Origin of the sequence: Streptomyces sp. LUP30 (assembly GCF_001746365.1) — a bacterium.
Taxonomy (GTDB): domain Bacteria; phylum Actinomycetota; class Actinomycetes; order Streptomycetales; family Streptomycetaceae; genus Streptomyces.
The window spans coordinates 39,888-55,948 of the sequence record NZ_MJAJ01000030.1; the positions used below are offsets into that span (position 1 = coordinate 39,888).

Consider the following 16,061-nt stretch of genomic DNA (forward strand, 5'->3'; position numbering starts at 1 on the left):
CGGTCCTGCTCCCGGCGGTGTTACGGCTCGAAGCGCAGCACCTGCGGGTCGTGGTCGCTGATCTGGTCGTGGAACTCCGAGTTGATGTGCACGCTGTCGTACGCGAAGTCGCAGCTCCGCCGGATCGACGGACTCACCATGATCTGGTCCAGGACCTGCTGGTTGCCCTGGTAGTCGTAGGTGTAACGCTCGCTCCTGGGCAGCGACTTGATCGCCGACCACAGTTCGCCGTCGCCCTCGAGGATCTTCGCGGTGTCGGAGAACTCGAAGTCGTTCATGTCGCCGAGGGCGATGACGTCCGCGTTCTTCTGGACGTCCAGGATGCTCTTGACGAACGCGTTGACCAGCGTCGCCTGCGCGTGACGCTGGACCTCCGAACTGCGTGCCACCGGCTGGTACTGCGAGGTCAGACCCTGGTCGCCACCCTTGGAGTTGAGGTGGTTGGCGATCACGAAGACCGTCCTGCCGCGGAAGACGAACTCGCCCGCGAGCGGCTTGCGGCTGGACTTCCAGGCGTCGGCGCCCGGCGCGACGCGACCGGGGGAGGCCGTCAGCTGCGCCTTGCCGTGCACCTTGGAGACACCCACCGCCGTGGTGGAGTCGCCGCCCGCGCGGTCCGTGAAGGACACCCGCTCGGGGTTGAAGAGGAACACCTGACGGATGTTCCCGCCCGGCTCGCCGCCGTCCTGGTCGTTGACCGGGTCGATGGAGCGCCAGTCGTACCTCGGGCCGCCGGCCGCGACGATCGCGTCGATCAGCTTGGTCACCGTCGCGCCGGCGGTGACCGTGCCGTCGTCCTTGGCGCCGTTGTCGTCCTGGATCTCCTCCAGGGACACGATGTCGGGCGACTTCAGGTTGTTCACGATCGCGGAGGCGTGCGCGTCGAAGGTGGCGTCGGACGGATCGAGGTTCTCGACGTTGTACGTGGCGACCGCGAGCTCGCCCCGCTTCTGCTTCTGCGTCGTCTCCCGCTGCAGACCGCCGCTCTCCAGTGTGCCGAGGTGGCCGGCGACGAGCGTGTAGCCGCCGAACTGGTTGTAGTCCAGGGGGCCCTCGGTGACGCCGGTGAGGGTGTCGCCGACGTTCGCGACGGGGAAGTCGGCGGTCGCGCCCAGCGACTGGATCTGCAGCCGGCCGGTGTTCTGCGAGGTGTAGGAGCCGTAGAGCGCGCCACCGCGGCGGGTGGCGTTCTCGCGCGGCTTCACCGTGACCCACAGCTCGCTGTACGGGTCGGTGGCGGTCACCACACGGGCGTCGGCGACCTGTACGTTCATGCCCTCGAGGGACTCGTAGCGGTCCAGGGCGTACGTGCCGGGCTGCAGGGTGAGGCCGTTGACGGAGTTGCCGGCGGCGGCGTCGCCGGCCGGGGCGTACGCGGCCGGCACCGACCTCGCGTTCACGACGGTCGCGGCCGGGACCGCGTTGCCGCCGGACAGGACCGTCACCGTGGGCTTGGTGATCTCCGTGACCGACTGGTTGCCGCTCGACGCACCGCCGGGCACGAACTCGGAGACCGTGCCGGTGACCGTGACGGAGTCACCGACGGCGACCTTCGGGGCGGAGCTGGTGAAGACGAAGACGCCCTCACTGGTGGCGGGGTCGGCGTCCGGGTTCGGATCCTGGATCCAGAACCCCTTGGACGAGCCGTAGGTGCGCACGCCGGTGACGATTCCGGCCACACCCGTGACCGCCTTGCCGGCGTACGGCGATATCCGGGTCGTGCCCTGGATGTCGTGAATGGCCACCGTGTCCGCCTGCGCGGGTGCGCCGAGGGCGACGGTGGAGGCCGCGGAACAGACGGCGGCGACGGTGAGCGCGGCGAGACGCGCGGACTTCTTGCTCGGCAACGGAATCCCTCCGGGGACGTACGTGAGCGCCGGGACGAGGGTGGAGCACGGAACGGGGGCCGCGCGACCGGCGGAGCGGTGCGCGACGCGCGTAGAAACACAGTGAACACCTGTCCAGTGGATTTCTACGCGCGTCAATCTCCTGCCTGCTCAGGCCACTTGTCAAGGTTTCAGCCATGTACGCGGGCCGACGGGGAGATGAACCGGGCGGCATGGGCTCATATCCGTCTAGGCTGAGTGGCCCAGTGGCCCCAGCGGGCCGGCGGCACCACGCGCCCTAGGAGAACCAGCCGATGTCAGACAGCTCCCCCCTGCCGCCGGTGCGGCTGCACCCCGAAGCGGAGCTGGCGCGCGACGCCCTGTCCACGCCCTTGCTCTCCCGGGCCGCCCTGCTCGCCCGTTGGGCCGGCCCCGACACCCGTGTCGACGCCGGGGGCGGACTCGTCGACGAGCAGCTCGCGGCGGCCGCCGAGGCGCTCGGCCTGACCGGTGAGGACGCCGCCGCCCACGCGAGCGAGGCCTGGCGGATCGCCGTGGACGCCGGACTCGTGGACGTCGTCGACGAGGAGGCCGGCACGGTCACGGCCGGCGAGGACCTGACCCTGCTGACCGGCGGCGCCCCGCACGACGTCCTCGCCGTCTGGCTCACCGCCCTGGAGACCGTGCTCGCCGAGGCGGCCGTGCCCGACCTCGACGAACTGATGGAGGCGATGGACGAAGGCGGTCAGGTCGACTTCTCCCGGCTCGACTGGAACCCCGAGGCCGAGGCCGAGTTCCTCGACGGCGTGCTCGGCAACCTCTACCTGCTCACGGCCAGCGAGGACGGCCCCGGCGACGGCCCCGTACCGCTCCCCGCGCTCGCCGCCTCCATGATCATCCCCGGTGACATGGACGAGCCCACCAACGACGTCCTGGAGCAGGTCTCCGACGCGATGATGCGCCTCGACGACCAGTTCCGGCTGCTGGAGCCCATCGGCCTCGTCGCCTACCGGCCCGTCGACGAGGCCCTGATGGCGGACCCCGACGAGGAGCCCACCGCCCCCCTCGACGACACCGACGTCTCCCGCTACGGCATGGTCCGCCTCACCCCGCTCGGCCTGTACGGGCTGCGGGCCCGCCTGCAGGAGGCCGGCTTCGACGCCCCGGCCCTCGGCGACCTCGCCGACAAGGGCGCCGACGCCCTCCTCGACGGCAGCGCGGGCTACGGCTCGCGCGCCGCACTCGTCGAGACCGAGCACTGGCTCGCCCACCGCGAACCCCTGGCCGCCGCAAGGGAGTTGCTGGCCGCCGCCCGCGGCTCCGACCCCGGCGCACCGTTGCGCCGGCTGCGCTGCCAGCAGGCCCTGTCCCTGGTCGGCGGGCAGGCCGAACCCGCCGTGCGCGAGGTGCTCGACGACCCCGAGCTCGGCGGTCTCGCCCGGGTCTGGCTGAGCGAACTCGGCGCGACCGACGTGCCCGCCCCCTCCGAGGACCTCGTCTTCTGGCTCACCGTCGACACCCTGGCCGCGCAGCTCGCCGCCGAGGGCAACTCCGAGGAGCTCCAGGCCCTCGTCGAAGGCCTGGCCCAGCAGCACGGGGGCTTCTTCGCCGCCGCCTGGCGCGTCGACCACCCGGCCACCGCGGACGTCCTGGAGGCGATGGGACGGCTGCACCCCGACAAGCGCATCGCCAAGGAAGCCCGCAAGGCCGCCTTCAAGGCGCGCTCGCAGCAGGGCGGATAAGCGCCTTCTTGGGGGCCCGCTGACGAGATCTGTACGGATTCATGGAAGCAGGTCCCCCGAAGCCGCCCCCCGTTCAGCTCCCGTTCAGGCATGGGCGGGACGGTGTCGCCGAAACCGGAGTCCGCCACCCTCCACGGCACTTCCACCGTCTCAGGAGACACCATGTCGCTCACCCGCAGGGACTTCACCAGGCAATCCGCGGTCACCGGCGCAGGGATCGCGCTGGCCGGCAGCGTGGGCGCCCTCGCCAGCGCGCCGAACGCCCTCGCCGCCACGGACGCCGAGGACACCGCGGACGCGCCGCGGGAGCAGGCGGCCGGCCACCACGGCGTCGGCTACGGCCCGCTGCTGCCCGACCCGGCCGGCATCCTCGCGCTGCCCGCCGGGTTCAGGTACCGCGTCGTCACCTACAGCGGCCGCACCAAGCTGGAGTCCGGCGAGATCACCCCGTCCAACCACGACGGCACCGCCGCCTTCTGCGGCCCGCGCGGCGCGACCCTGCTCGTCAACAACCACGAGCTCAAGGGCCCGCGCGCCGGCTGGCAGTACCCGGTGCCCCTCACCGAGGGCCATGTCTACGACCCCGCCGCCGCCGGCGGCTGCACGGTCGTCGAGGTGCGCCCCGGCGGCCATGTCGCCGAGTGGGTCGGCATCGCCGGCACCTCCACCAACTGCGCGGGCGGCGCCACCCCGTGGGGCACCTGGCTCTCCGGCGAGGAGACCGAGGACAAGGCCGGCCAGAACGGCATGACCGAGGACCACGGCTACATCTTCGAGGTCGACCCCGCCGACCGCCGCGCCAACCGCGACCCGAGGCCCGTCAAGGCGTTCGGCCGGTACGCCCACGAGGCCGTCGTCATCGACCCCAAGCACGGCCACGCCTACCTCACCGAGGACGCCTCGGGCCCCAACGGCCTGCTCTACCGGTGGACCCCGCCGGCCGGCTTCCGCCACGGCCGGGGCCAGCTGCGCACCCTCGCCGCCGACGCCGGCGTCCTGCAGGCCTTCAAGTGCTTCGACTCCGGCGGCAAGTTCGTCGACGACCTCTCCCGCGCAACGAAGATCGGCACCGTGTACGGCGTCGACTGGGTCGACGTCCCCGACCGCGACGCGAAGTCGGTGTCCGTGCGCAAGCAGTTCGCCGCCGGCCAGGTCACCCGCGCCCGCAAGCTGGAGGGGATGTGGTGGGGCGACGGCGGCGCCTATGTCGTCTCCTCCTACGCCCGTGACGAAAGCCCTGTCCAGCACGACGGCGCCGTCTGGTTCTACGACCCCAAGCGCCGCACGCTGACCCTGAAGGTGCTGCTCGGGGTGAACCCCGACCCCTCGGCCGACGGCGCCTTCGACGGCCCCGACAACATCACCGTCTCCCCCTACGGCGGCCTCGTCATCGCCGAGGACGGCGAGGGCGTCCAGCACCTCTTCGGCGCGACCGACAGCGGCCGCACCTACCCCATCGCCCGCAACGAGCTCAACATCGGCACCGCGGACAAGCCCGAATACAGCGAGTTCACCGGCGTCACCTTCTCGCCCGACGGCCACACCCTGTACGCCAACATCCAGACGCCGGGAATCATGCTGGCCATCACCGGCCCCTGGAAGCGACAGAAGCGGTAAGCATCGACCGGGATTAATTCGCTCGCCCCGTCCGCGGCCGCCCTCCTAAAGTGATGCCTGTCCAGGTGCGAAGGCAGGACCTACTTCCACTCATAATGGGGCGGCCGCGGGTTCGAATCCCGCCACCGGCACGACGCGCCGGTGTAGCTCAGGGGCAGAGCACCTTGTCGGTTCCGCCGGCCTCGATCTCTGGACACCACAACTTCACAGCACCTTCCGGTGCGCAGGCTGCGGCTACTTCTTTCCACAGAAATCCATGCCGCCGCCGACTTGATCTCGGGAGGCGCAGCATGAGGTGGGTGCCCGGTGCGCAGGCAACGGTTACTTCATTGGATCGGACGGTCGCGGGTTCGAGTCCCGTCATCGACCTCGGGTCGATGTAGCTCAGTCGGGTAGAGCATCTGGCTAAGTCCGTCGCCGACCCCTGATCTCGGGCACCTTCCCTTTGTTGCGCCTCCCCGGAAAAAGAGTCGTCGAACGACGTACTCGACATCTCATGAATTCGGGGGAATTCACCATGGCGCGTTTCAACGTCCGTGCCCGTAAGGCGCGGCCCACCTCGCCCGTGACGACCACGGGCCGGGCGCTCCGCACCCACCAGGGCGGCCGCGGACACGAGCGGGACTCCCGCTCCGAGCTCTTCCTGCTGGCGGTGGCGAACTTCGTCTCCCAGCAGACCTTCTACGAGACCGGCGCCGCCCGCGACGACCGCTTCGCCGCGCTGGTGCGCGAGCTCGCCGTCAGCGACCCGACCTGGACGGCCGGACTGCTCGGCTGGATGCGCGGCGAGGGCAACCTCCGTACCGCCGCGATCGTCGGCGCCGCCGAGTACGTCCACGCACGCCTGGCGGCGGACGCCACCGACGGTCCCTCCAACCGGCAGGTCGTGGACAGCGTCCTGCAGCGGCCCGACGAGCCCGGCGAACTGCTCGGGTACTGGACGGCGACCTACGGCCGCACCCTCCCCAAGCCCGTCAAGCGCGGCGTCGCCGACGCGGTGCGCCGGCTCTACAGCGCCCGGTCGCTGCTGAAGTACGACACCGCGGCCAAGGGCTACCGATTCGGCGACATCCTCAACCTGGTGCACGCCTCGCCGGATCCGGCCAAGCCGTGGCAGGGCGACCTGTTCCGGTACGCACTCGACCGGCGGCACCACCCGGAGACGGCCGAGCCGCCCCGGTCGCTGCCCGCGCTCGTGGCGCACCGCGAGCTGATGGCGGTGCCGCCCGCCGAGCGGCGCGAGGTCGTGACCGGAGCGGACGGCGCACGGCGCCTGTCCGAGGCGGGCATGACCTGGGAGGCGCTGGCGGGCTGGCTCCAGGGGCCCATGGACAGGGCCGCTTGGGAGGCGGTCGTCCCGTCCATGGGATCCATGGCGCTGGTCCGCAACCTGCGCAACTTCGACGAGGCCGGCGTCGGCGACGAGGTCGCCGCGCGGGTGGCGGCGAGGATCAGCGACCCGGCGGAGGTCGCGCGCTCGCGGCAGTTCCCGTTCCGGTACCTCGCCGCGTACCGGCACGCGCCCTCGCTGCGCTGGGCCTACCCGCTGGAGCAGGCGCTCGGCCACTCGCTGGCCAACGTGCCCGCCCTACCGGGGCGGACGCTGGTGCTCGTCGACCGCTCGGGCTCGATGTTCTACGCGCGGTTGTCGGACCGCTCCGAGCTCAACCGGGCCGACGCGGCGGCGGTCTTCGGGACGGCGCTCGCGCTGCGGGCGGCGGACGCGGACCTCGTCGAGTTCGGTACCAGCAGCAACACGATCAAGTTCCGTAAGGGGGAGTCCGTGCTGAAGATTCTGGAGCGTTTCGGTGACCTGGGCGGTACCGACACCACGGAGGCCGTGCGCCGGCACTACCGTGCGCACGACCGGGTGCTGATCGTCACCGACGAGCAGTTCGCGCCGAGCCGCCACGGCGGCCCGACCGACCAGGTCCCGGCGAACGTGCCGGTGTACACCTGGAACCTGGCCGGACACCGTGCGGCGCACGGTCCGTCCGGCACGGCGAACCGGCACACCTTCGGCGGTCTGTCGGACGCGGCCTTCCGGATGGTGCCGCTGCTGGAGGCCGCCGACGACACGAAGTGGCCGTGGGCGCCCTGAGAGCGGGCCGGGTTCAGCCGAGCCGTGACGCCTGGTGGTGGCCGATGAGGCAGTCGTCCCGCTCGCGTCGCACCAGCAGGCCGAGGTCGCCGGCCAGGACCCTGGTCTCCAGGATTCCGGTCTCCAGGGCTCTGGTCTGCGGGGCTCTGGTCTGCGGGAGTTTGCTTGCCGGGAGCCGGTAGCGGGCCGTCATGCCGAGGGGCCGGGAGTCGTGGTGGTCCGCGACTCCCGGCCTCCCCACGTGTTCCCGGCGCTGTTCCGACCGTCCGCCGGTGGATGAGAATGTGGAGGATGCGGGCAGCACGACCGGCCCCGGTCGCGGCGCCGCGAGCGCGCGAGCGGGACGGTCTCCGTGATGGTCGCCACCGGTGCGCAGCGACACGGTTCGCGAGGAGTGAGTGGATGACGCAGGTCAGACCCATGCGCGCGGACGCTCGCCGCAACTACGAGCGCTTGCTGGAGGTGGCGGCGGACGCCTTCGCCGAGCACGGGGAGGGCGCGTCCCTCGACGACATCGCCAAGCGGGCGGGCGTCGGCTCCGGCACGCTGTACCGGCACTTCCCGACCCGGCAGGCGCTGCTGGAGGCGGCCTACCTCGACCGGATCGAGGCGCTCGCCGCGCGGGCCGACGCACTCGGCGGGGAGCTGCCGCCCGGGGAGGCGCTGACGGCATGGCTCGACGAGCTGTGCGTCGGCACGATCCAGGTCCGCGGCATGAAGGCGTTGCTGGGCTCCGCCGTCACGGACGGCGACGCGGCCGCGGTCACCGTCTGCGGCACGCGCATGATGGCGGCGGCGACCCGGCTGGTGGAGGCGGCGCAGCGGGAGGGGACCCTGCGGCCGGACGTCGACCCGATCGACGTGCTGCGGCTCGCCCACGGCGTGGCGACGGCGTCGGAGCTGGCCAAGGGGGACGGTGGGGTCATCCGCCGGTATGTGTCGCTGCTGACGGAGGGACTGCGGCCGGTGCGGTGACGGCGGCGGGCGCCCCCGTGACGGCGGGCGCCCGTGGCCGGGCGGGGAGTGGGGCGGTTAGCGGCCGCCCGCGGGCGGTTACAGGGCCTCGGCGCCCGGCTTCACCATGTTGCGCACCGTGCGCGCCTTCACGAACGAGCCGATCGCCGTCATCTCCCATTCGCCGGAGTACTGGCGGATCATCTTGGCCATCAGCACCCCGGTCTGCGGCTCGGCGCCGGTCAGGTCGAAGCGGACCAGCTCCTCCCCGGTGGCGGCGTCCAGCAGCCGGCAGTAGGCCTTGGCGACCTCGGTGAACTTCTGGCCGGAGAAGGAGTTCACGGTGAAGACCAGACCGGTCACCTCCTGCGGGAGCCGGCCGAGGTCGACCACGATCACCTCGTCGTCCCCGCCGCCCTCGCCGGTGAGGTTGTCGCCGGAGTGCTTGATCGCGCCGTTCACGATGGAGAGCTTGCCGAAGTAGCAGCTGTCGATGTGGTTGCGCTGGGGGCCGAAGGCGATGACCGAGGCGTCCAGGTCGATGTCCTTGCCGCGGAACGCGGGCTCCCAGCCGAGCCCCATCTTGACCTGGGAGAGCAGCGGGCGGCCGCCCTTCACCAGGGAGACGGTCTGGTTCTTCTGCAGGCTGACCCGGCCCTTGTCCAGGTTGATCTTCCCGGCGCCCGGTGCGGCGGCCGGCGGGGCCGGGGGAGCGGCGGGCGGCGCGGGCGTGGTCAGCCGCGGGTCCGCGGGCGGGGCCGGCGGCGCCACCGGCGTCTGGATCGTCGCCTGCGGCGGAGCGACGGGCTGCGGCGGGGCGGCGGGCGCGGGCTCCTCCACCGTCACACCGAAGTCGGTGGCGATGCCGGCCAGGCCGTCGGCGTAACCCTGGCCGACCGCGCGGGCCTTCCAGGCGCCGTTGCGCAGATAGATCTCCACGACCACCAGCGCCGTCTCGGCCCCGAGACCCGGGGGCGTGAAGGTGGCCAGGACGCTGCCGTCGTCCGCGCTCCGGATCGTCGCCGTCGGCTCGACGCCCTGGAACGTCTGCCCCGCGCCGTCCGGGCTCGCGGTGACGACGATCTTCTCGATGCCCGGGGGGACCGCGGCGGTGTCGACCGTGATCGCGTCGGGGGACGTGCCGCCGCCGGAACGGTAGGTCACGCCCGGGCCGCTCGGCTGGTTGTAGAAGATGAAGTCGTCGTCGGAGCGCACCTTGCCGTCGGCGGTGAGCAGCAGGCCCGAAACGTCGAGCCGCACCGGGGCGGCGACGTCCACCGTCACGCGCGCGACGGGGAGAGGGATGTTCGAGCCGGGGGTCATAGCTGTCATGCCGGGTGAACGAACGAGACCACTTTGCCGTTCCCTTACCCGGGCGCTCCTCCCGCGAACGCCTCACGGCGCCCCCCACGGCCCTTGCGGCCGGTCCCCGCCGCGCACTGCTCCGGCGCCCATGGACAGCCGGAACCGGTGCCGCGAACCGGTGGGGTCCGTCTCCCGGTCAGTACGGCCAGATCGGCGGGTCGCTGACGAAGTGGCCGCCCAGATAGGCGTGGGCGATGTTCTCCGGGTCCAGCTCGCCCTGCTCGGCGATCAGTTTCTCGGCGTACGGCTCGGAGTCGTCCTGCGGCTGGTAGCCGAGGGCGCGCGCGGTCGACAGGTCCCACCACAGCCGGGTGTTGTCGGAGGAGCCGTAGACGACGGTGTGGCCCACGTTCTCGGCGGTCAGGGCCGCGTGGAAGAGGCGGGCGCCGTCGGCGGGGCTCATCCACACCGACAGCATGCGCACACTGGTCGGCTCGGCGAAGCAGGAGCCGATGCGCACCGAGACGCTCTCCAGACCGTGCTTGTCCCAGTAGAGCTGGGCGAGGTCCTCGCCGAAGGACTTGGACAGGCCGTAGAACGTGTCGGGGCGGCGCGGGGTGTCGATCGGGATCAGGGGTTCCCCGTCCCGGGGGCGGGGGGTGAATCCGACGGCGTGGTTGGAGGAGGCGAAGACGACGCGTTGCACGCCCTCGTCGTGGGCGGCCTCGTACAGGTTGTACGTTCCCGCGATGTTCGCGCCGAGGATCTTCTCGAAGGGGGCTTCCAGGGAGATGCCCGCGAGATGGATGATCGCGTCGACGCCCCGTACGGCCTCCCGGACGGCCGCCTTGTCGGCCAGATCCGCGACGATCGCCTCCGGCGCGTCCTCGATGGGGCGCAGGTCGAGCAGGCGCAACTCGTAGCCGTAGGCCGGCAGCAGGTCCCGCATCAGGGTGCCGAGGCCGCCGGCGGCGCCGGTGAGCAGGACGGTGCGCGGAGCGGGCATCCTCGGGTCTCCTTGGATCACTTGAGCGGGCGGACGCATGCATGGTCGCAGTTCACATGCGTGGACACGCTAGGGAGCGGTGGCGGTACCCGTCAAGTGTGCGACAGGAGCGGCAAAACTGCTGGTGTCTCGCGGGTTGGTCGGCTTGACCGGGCCCGATCGGGCACCTTAGCGTGAACTTGTTCAGGAATATGGACGACGCTCAAGAATATGGACTCGGGAGAGCCTGTGACGTCAGCCCCGCTCGCCGCCCGCCTCCGCGTCCCCAGCGGACCGCTGTTCTTCCCCGTCACCGCCTACGGCCTCGACGGCTCCCTGGACCTCGACGTCTTGCGCGCGCACGTCCGCGGCGGCGTCGAGGCGGGCGCCGCCGCCGTCTTCGCGGCCTGCGGAACCGGGGAGTTCCACGCGCTCGCACCGGAGGAGTTCGAGGCCTGCGTCCGGGCGGCGGTGGAGGAGACCGCCGGGCGGGTCCCGGTCGTCGCGGGCGCCGGATACGGCACCGCGCTCGCCGTCCGGTACGCGCGGCTGGCCGAGTCGGCCGGCGCGGACGGCCTGCTCGCCATGCCTCCCTACCTCGTCGTCGCCGCACAGGAGGGCCTGCTGCGGCACTACCGGTCGGTGGCGGCCGCGACCTCGCTGCCCGTCGTCGTCTACCAGCGCGACAACGCCGTCTTCACCCCGGAGACCGTCGTCGAACTCGCCCGGACCGAGGGGATCGTCGGCCTCAAGGACGGCCTCGGCGACCTCGACCTGATGCAGCGGATCATCAGCGCCGTGCGCACCGAGGCCCCCGGCGACTTCCTGTACTTCAACGGCCTGCCGACCGCCGAACAGACCCAGCTCGCCTACCGCGCCCTCGGCGTCACCCTCTACTCCTCGGCCGTGTTCTGCTTCGCCCCCGAGATCGCCCTCGCCTTCCACCGGGCGCTCACCACCGGCGACGACGGCACCGTCCACCGCCTCCTCGACGGCTTCTACCGGCCGTTCGTCGAACTGCGCGCCCAGGGCCGCGGTTACGCCGTCTCGCTCGTCAAGGCCGCGGTCCGGCTGCGCGGGCTCGACGTCGGCGAGGTCCGCCCGCCGCTGCACGAGCCGGGCGAGGACCATGTCAAACAGCTCGCCCTGGTGCTGGAGCGCGGCTACGCGCTGCTGGAGGAGGACAAGTAGTGAAGGCGTCGACTTTCGTCTACCCCTGGGACATCACCGGCGACCCCGGCGCGCCGGCCCGGATCGCCGCGCTCGGCGTGGAGCAGGTGACCCTGGCCTCGGCCTACCACTCCACCCGCGCCCTGACCCCCCGTCACCCGCGGCACCGCATCGTCACCGCCGAGCACGCGGCCGTGCTGTACCCGCCGGACGACCGCTGGGCGGGACGCGCCCTGCGCCCGTACCCGGCGGGCGGCTGGGCCCCCGGCGACGCGTGGGGCGAGGCCGCCGAGGCCCTCGCCGCCGCCGGGCCGGAGGTGCACACCTGGGTGGTCCTGGCGCACAACTCCCGCCTGGGCGCGGAGCGTCCGGACACCTCGGTGGTCAACGCCTACGGCGACCGCTACCCCTGGGCGCCCTGCATCGCGCAGCCCGCCACGCGCGCGTACCTGGTCGACCTCGCCGCCGAGGCCGCCGTGCGCCCCGGCGCGGCGGGCGCCGAGCTGGAGTCCCTCGGCTGGTACGGCCTCCAGCACCTGCACGCCCACGACAAGACGGGCGGCGTCGGTCTCGGGGACGCCGGCCAGTACCTGATGGCGCTCTGCTTCTGCCCCGACTGCCGGGCCGGCTACGGCGCACAGGGGCTGGACCCCGACGAGCTCGCCGCCGCCGTCCGGGAGGCGCTGGAGCCGCTGTGGCGAGGCGCGCCGGACGACCAGGGCTGGTCCGGGGTCGAGAAGCTCCTCGGGGAGGAGACGGCCGCGGCCACGCGCGCGTGGCGCGACGAACGGGCCCGCACCCTCCAGGAGACGGCCGTGGCCGCCGTCCGGGCGGCCGCGCCCACCGGCTTCCAGGTCCTGCTGCACGCCGACCCCGTGACGCACCACGTCGGCGCCAACCCGGGCGTCGACCCCGCGCACATCCTGTCCGTCGCGGACGGAGTCGTCGTCCCCTGCGCCGACGGGCCCGGCCTGCTGACGCCCTTCGCCGAACAGGGCCGCGAGGGCGCGGTCCTCGCCGCCAACTTCGGCGTCGTCGCCGGCATGGGCGGCAGCCCGGGCACGCTGACCGCCGACATGGCCCGCGCGCGCGAACTCGGCGCGACCGAAGTCCGGCTGTATCACGCGGGACTGGCGTCGGACGCCGACCTAGAGGCGGTGCGCGAGGCACTCACCTCACGCTGACCGGTCGCACGCGGCGGCGCCCGGGCCGTGACGCGGGGCAGGGCGGCGCGTGCCGGGCCGTGACGCGGGGCAGGGCGGCGCGTGCCGGGCCGTGATCCGCCGCGCCCGGCGCGCGGCGGGCTGGGCGTGCCGGACGCCGGGGTCCGGTCGTCCAGGTCCGGTCCGGTCGTCGGAGTGCGGTCGTCGGGGCCCGGTCGCCGAGGGCCGGTCGTCTCACGTCGGGTCGGCGTCGGACGGGGCCGTGGAGGGTGCTCGTCCGGTGTGCTCGCCGAGTCGCGCGCGGGCTCGCAGCAGGGGGAGGACCGCCGTCAGCCGCGCCGACCCGAGGGTCAGCAACAGCGGCTGGTACGGAAGGAGTTCGACCAGGCCCGCGCCCGCTGCCAGGCCGACCGCGTTCGGCGCGAACAGCAGGGTGGCGGCCGTGGCGGAGGCCCGGCCGAGCAGCGCGTCCGGGGTCCGCTGCTGCACGGCGGTCAGCGCGGCGATCAGGGGGCAGGGCAGCCCCGCCCCGATCGCTGCGCTGCACATCAGGGCCACGGGATCCGAGGGCACGGCCTGCGCGACGACCGCCACGGCGGTGAGGGCGATCCCGTAGGCGGCGAAGCGGCGCGCCCCCAGCCGCCGCAGCGCCGGCCCCGAGAGCAGCCCCACCACGACCGAACCGGCGCCCTGGGCGGCGTAGAGCACGCCCACGTACGCGGGGGAGCGGCCGAGACCCTCGACGACGGCGTACAGCAGCGGCGCGCCGAAGCCCGCGAACAGCATCGTCGTGCCGCCCGCCACGACCAGGGGGCGCAGCTCGGGATGCCCCCACAGGAAGCGGGCGCCCTCGGCGGTCTGCGCCCGCCAGTGGCCGGCGGCCCGCCGCGGCCGTTCCTCGCGGACCCGCATGGACCCGTACAGCCCGGCCGCGCACACGAACGTGGCCGCGTCCAGCAGTGCCACACCGTGGCCGCCGTAGGCCGCGTACACGACCGCGCCGGTCGGCGGGGCGACCAGCTTCATGCCCTCGGTGAGCGTCATGCGCAGTCCGTTGAAGTCGCCGAGCAGATCCGGGGCGACGACGGCGGCGACGAGCGCGGACTCGGCCGCGTCGACCACGACGGAGGCGGCGCCGTACAGGAACAGCACCGCGAACAGCAGCCACAGCCGGTGGGGTGAGTCCACGGCGAGCACGGCGAGCAGCAGGGCCGCCGGGCCCAGGTTGAAGGCGACGAGCAGGGGGCGCCGACGGGTGCGGTCGGCGAGGGAGCCCAGCAGCGGGGCCAGCAGCGTGGGCGCCCACAGCGCCAGCACGCACAGGGCGGCGAGCCCGTTCGAGCCGGTGAGGTCCTTGACCCACACGCCGGACGCCAGCCAGAGCGCCGAGGTGCCGAAGCCGGACACCACCGACACGCCGAGACAGAGCGCAGTGTCACGGTGCCGCAGGACCCGTACCACGGACCATTTCTTCCTCATGCCTGGTCATCGTGGGTCTAAGGAGGTCCTCGCCGCATCGGGCAGGTGCCCTGTGTGGGGGCCGCGATGAGTTTCCTGCGCGCGGACGGTCTCCCTCATATGACCGACACGACGACGACCTTCGACCTCGGGCCCCAGGCCCGGATCATCGCGCGCCTCGCGGACGGCGTGCGCGACGAGCAGCTCGCGCGCGAGACACCCTGTCCGGGCTGTGCCGTACGCAACCTGCTCGGACACCTCACCGGCCTGTCCCTCGCCTTCCGGGATGCGGCCCGCAAGGACCTCGGCCCCACCACCGACACCCCTCCCGACGCGGCCGAGCCGGACATCGGCCCCGGCTGGCGCGAAGAACTGGCCGAGGCGCTCGACGCCCTCGTCGAGGCCTGGCGCGACCCGGCCGCCCGGACCGGCATGACCCGCGCGGGCGGCGTGGACCTGCCCGGGGCGGTCGCCGCCGCCGTCGTCGCCGACGAGCTGGTGATCCACGGCTGGGACCTGGCCCGGGCCACCGGCCAGGAGTACGACCCCGACCCGGCTGCGCTGTCCGCGGCCCATGGATTCCTGGCCGCCGCGGCCGACGGCGCATCGGGCGCCGGCCCCTTCGGGCCCGTCTTCCCCGTCCCGGGGGACGCCCCGCTGCTCGACCGCGCGGTCGGACTGAGCGGACGCGATCCGGGGTGGACGCCCCGGTCGTAGCCGCGGGCACGCGTACCGGCAGGCGCCGGCAGGCACGTGCGGCCGCAGTCGCGCCCGGCCGCGCCCCGGCCGCACGCCGTCGCGCCGAGCGGTGGGCATGCGGTAGACGTCGGCATGAGGTTGCCGTAGACGGACGCAATCAGGGCGCGTCCGGCGGGAGCGAAACGTACGCTCCCCACCATGCCCCTCAGTCTCACCGTCCTCGGCACCGCCTCTCCGCACCCGGGGCCGGGCCGCCCCTGCTCCGGGTACCTGCTGCGCGGCGCCGGGGCCGAAGTGTGGATGGACGCGGGGCCCGGCACGTTCGCGGAGTTGCAGCGGCACACGGACCCCGACCGGCTCACGGCGATCTGGATCTCCCATCTGCACGCGGACCACAGCGCGGACCTCCTCGCCGCCGCCTACGCGTTCGCCTACGGCGGGATGACCCCGCCGGCCCCGATCCCGGTGTACGCGCCGCTCGACTGCGCCCGGCGGCTGGCCGGCTTCCTGGGCGAGGCGGACGTACGGTTCCTCAGCGAGTGCCTCGACTTCAGACCGCTGTTCGACGGGCACACCGTGCGGCACTGGAACCTGCGGCTCACCTCGCGTGCGGTGGCCCACGACACCGAGGCGTACGCGCTGCGCGTCGAGTGCCAGGGCAGCGTCCTCGCGTACTCCGGGGACAGCGGGCCGTGCGACGCGCTCACCGAACTCGCCTCGGGGGCCGACCTGTTCCTGTGCGAGGCCGACCTCGACCGGCATCGCGAAGGCGAACATGGGCAGCCGGTGCATCTCACGCCCGAGGACGCCGGAGAGGCCGCCCGCAAGGCAGGGGTGCGCGAGCTGTACATCACCCATGTCGGCCCGACGATGACCCGGGAGGCGGCGACCGCCCGCGCCGCCGCCGTCTTCGAGGGCCCCACCCGTACGGCGCGTGAGGGCGAGACCATCCCCTTCTGACCCCACTTGGGTCCCTTGCGTCCCGGCAACCCCGGCTTCCTTTGCCAGAAGCATTGACGAAACCCGGGGCTCCTCCTACCT

Annotated in this window: 13 protein-coding genes and 1 tRNA gene; 9 read left to right on the plus strand and 5 right to left on the minus strand. The window is 73.0% G+C overall.

The genetic code is table 11. The features are described 5' to 3' along the window. Positions 1-20: 20 nt before the first annotated feature. The gene (locus BG482_RS23760; RefSeq protein ID WP_069771138.1) at positions 21-1,847 is read right to left on the minus strand and encodes an endonuclease/exonuclease/phosphatase family protein; all 1,827 of its coding nucleotides are present in this window, start codon (positions 1,845-1,847) and stop codon (positions 21-23) included. 293 nt (positions 1,848-2,140) lie between these two features. Between BG482_RS23760 and BG482_RS23765 the strand changes: the two genes are divergently transcribed. From BG482_RS23765 to BG482_RS23775, 4 genes are all read left to right on the plus strand, one after another. Beyond that, positions 2,141-3,568, plus strand: a complete 1,428-nt coding sequence (locus tag BG482_RS23765; protein WP_069771139.1) for a hypothetical protein — start codon at positions 2,141-2,143, stop codon at positions 3,566-3,568. A gap of 162 nt (positions 3,569-3,730) precedes the next feature. After that, positions 3,731-5,185: an alkaline phosphatase PhoX gene (locus BG482_RS23770; RefSeq protein ID WP_069771140.1), complete on the plus strand. Its 1,455-nt coding sequence runs from the start codon at positions 3,731-3,733 to the stop codon at positions 5,183-5,185. Positions 5,186-5,240: 55 nt separating this feature from the next. Beyond that, a tRNA-Met gene (locus BG482_RS44095) sits at positions 5,241-5,316 on the plus strand. Positions 5,317-5,702: 386 nt separating this feature from the next. Then, positions 5,703-7,286 carry a TROVE domain-containing protein gene (locus tag BG482_RS23775; RefSeq protein ID WP_069771141.1) on the plus strand — a complete coding sequence of 528 codons (1,584 nt, stop codon included), beginning with the start codon at positions 5,703-5,705 and terminating at the stop codon, positions 7,284-7,286. Between the two features lie 13 nt (positions 7,287-7,299). Here BG482_RS23775 and BG482_RS23780 read toward each other — a convergent pair whose 3' ends face one another. Further along, the gene (locus BG482_RS23780; protein ID WP_141746660.1) at positions 7,300-7,527 is read right to left on the minus strand and encodes a hypothetical protein; all 228 of its coding nucleotides are present in this window, start codon (positions 7,525-7,527) and stop codon (positions 7,300-7,302) included. A 161-nt stretch (positions 7,528-7,688) separates the two neighbouring features. On the opposite strand from BG482_RS23780, the gene BG482_RS23785 reads away from it, so the two are divergent. After that, positions 7,689-8,261: a TetR/AcrR family transcriptional regulator gene (locus BG482_RS23785; RefSeq protein WP_069771143.1), complete on the plus strand. Its 573-nt coding sequence runs from the start codon at positions 7,689-7,691 to the stop codon at positions 8,259-8,261. A 78-nt stretch (positions 8,262-8,339) separates the two neighbouring features. On the opposite strand, the gene BG482_RS23790 is transcribed toward BG482_RS23785, so the two are convergent. Both BG482_RS23790 and BG482_RS23795 read right to left on the minus strand, forming a co-directional pair. Next, the gene (locus BG482_RS23790) at positions 8,340-9,563 is read right to left on the minus strand and encodes a TerD family protein (protein WP_176741450.1); all 1,224 of its coding nucleotides are present in this window, start codon (positions 9,561-9,563) and stop codon (positions 8,340-8,342) included. A gap of 178 nt (positions 9,564-9,741) precedes the next feature. Continuing rightward, a complete protein-coding gene (locus BG482_RS23795) occupies positions 9,742-10,551 on the minus strand; it encodes an NAD(P)-dependent oxidoreductase (protein WP_069771145.1) in 810 nt (269 codons plus the stop codon). Positions 10,552-10,761: 210 nt separating this feature from the next. Between BG482_RS23795 and BG482_RS23800 the strand changes: the two genes are divergently transcribed. Then, complete coding sequence (locus BG482_RS23800) at positions 10,762-11,721, plus strand: 5-dehydro-4-deoxyglucarate dehydratase (protein ID WP_069771146.1); 960 nt, start codon at positions 10,762-10,764, stop codon at positions 11,719-11,721. Beyond that, the gene (locus BG482_RS23805; RefSeq protein ID WP_069771147.1) at positions 11,721-12,884 is read left to right on the plus strand and encodes a hypothetical protein; all 1,164 of its coding nucleotides are present in this window, start codon (positions 11,721-11,723) and stop codon (positions 12,882-12,884) included. The genes BG482_RS23800 and BG482_RS23805 overlap by 1 nt, the downstream gene beginning before the upstream one ends. Positions 12,885-13,097: 213 nt before the next feature. Here the strand turns inward: BG482_RS23805 and BG482_RS23810 are convergent, their stop codons facing one another. Continuing rightward, positions 13,098-14,342 carry an MFS transporter gene (locus BG482_RS23810; RefSeq protein ID WP_069771148.1) on the minus strand — a complete coding sequence of 415 codons (1,245 nt, stop codon included), beginning with the start codon at positions 14,340-14,342 and terminating at the stop codon, positions 13,098-13,100. A gap of 99 nt (positions 14,343-14,441) precedes the next feature. Here BG482_RS23810 and BG482_RS23815 point away from each other — a divergent pair, with 99 nt between their 5' ends. Both BG482_RS23815 and BG482_RS23820 read left to right on the plus strand, forming a co-directional pair. After that, on the plus strand, positions 14,442-15,038 hold the full coding sequence (locus BG482_RS23815; RefSeq protein WP_069771149.1) for a TIGR03086 family metal-binding protein: 597 nt from the start codon (positions 14,442-14,444) through the stop codon (positions 15,036-15,038). 180 nt (positions 15,039-15,218) lie between these two features. After that, entirely contained in the window at positions 15,219-15,980 is a 762-nt protein-coding gene (locus BG482_RS23820; protein ID WP_069771150.1) for an MBL fold metallo-hydrolase, read from the plus strand. Positions 15,981-16,061: the final 81 nt, after the last annotated feature.

What these genes read in the sequence shown, in the direction of transcription:
- BG482_RS23800 (WP_069771146.1), top strand. Translation starts at nt 10,762, where the DNA reads ATGGACTCGGGAGAGCCTGTGACGTCAGCCCCGCTCGCCGCCCGCCTC.
- BG482_RS23785 (WP_069771143.1), top strand. Translation starts at nt 7,689, where the DNA reads ATGACGCAGGTCAGACCCATGCGCGCGGACGCTCGCCGCAACTACGAG.
- BG482_RS23770 (WP_069771140.1), top strand. Translation starts at nt 3,731, where the DNA reads ATGTCGCTCACCCGCAGGGACTTCACCAGGCAATCCGCGGTCACCGGC.
- BG482_RS23795 (WP_069771145.1), bottom strand. Translation starts at nt 10,551, where the DNA reads ATGCCCGCTCCGCGCACCGTCCTGCTCACCGGCGCCGCCGGCGGCCTC.
- BG482_RS23790 (WP_176741450.1), bottom strand. Translation starts at nt 9,563, where the DNA reads ATGACCCCCGGCTCGAACATCCCTCTCCCCGTCGCGCGCGTGACGGTG.
- BG482_RS23820 (WP_069771150.1), top strand. Translation starts at nt 15,219, where the DNA reads ATGCCCCTCAGTCTCACCGTCCTCGGCACCGCCTCTCCGCACCCGGGG.
- BG482_RS23810 (WP_069771148.1), bottom strand. Translation starts at nt 14,342, where the DNA reads ATGAGGAAGAAATGGTCCGTGGTACGGGTCCTGCGGCACCGTGACACT.
- BG482_RS23765 (WP_069771139.1), top strand. Translation starts at nt 2,141, where the DNA reads ATGTCAGACAGCTCCCCCCTGCCGCCGGTGCGGCTGCACCCCGAAGCG.
- BG482_RS23815 (WP_069771149.1), top strand. Translation starts at nt 14,442, where the DNA reads ATGACCGACACGACGACGACCTTCGACCTCGGGCCCCAGGCCCGGATC.
- BG482_RS23775 (WP_069771141.1), top strand. Translation starts at nt 5,703, where the DNA reads ATGGCGCGTTTCAACGTCCGTGCCCGTAAGGCGCGGCCCACCTCGCCC.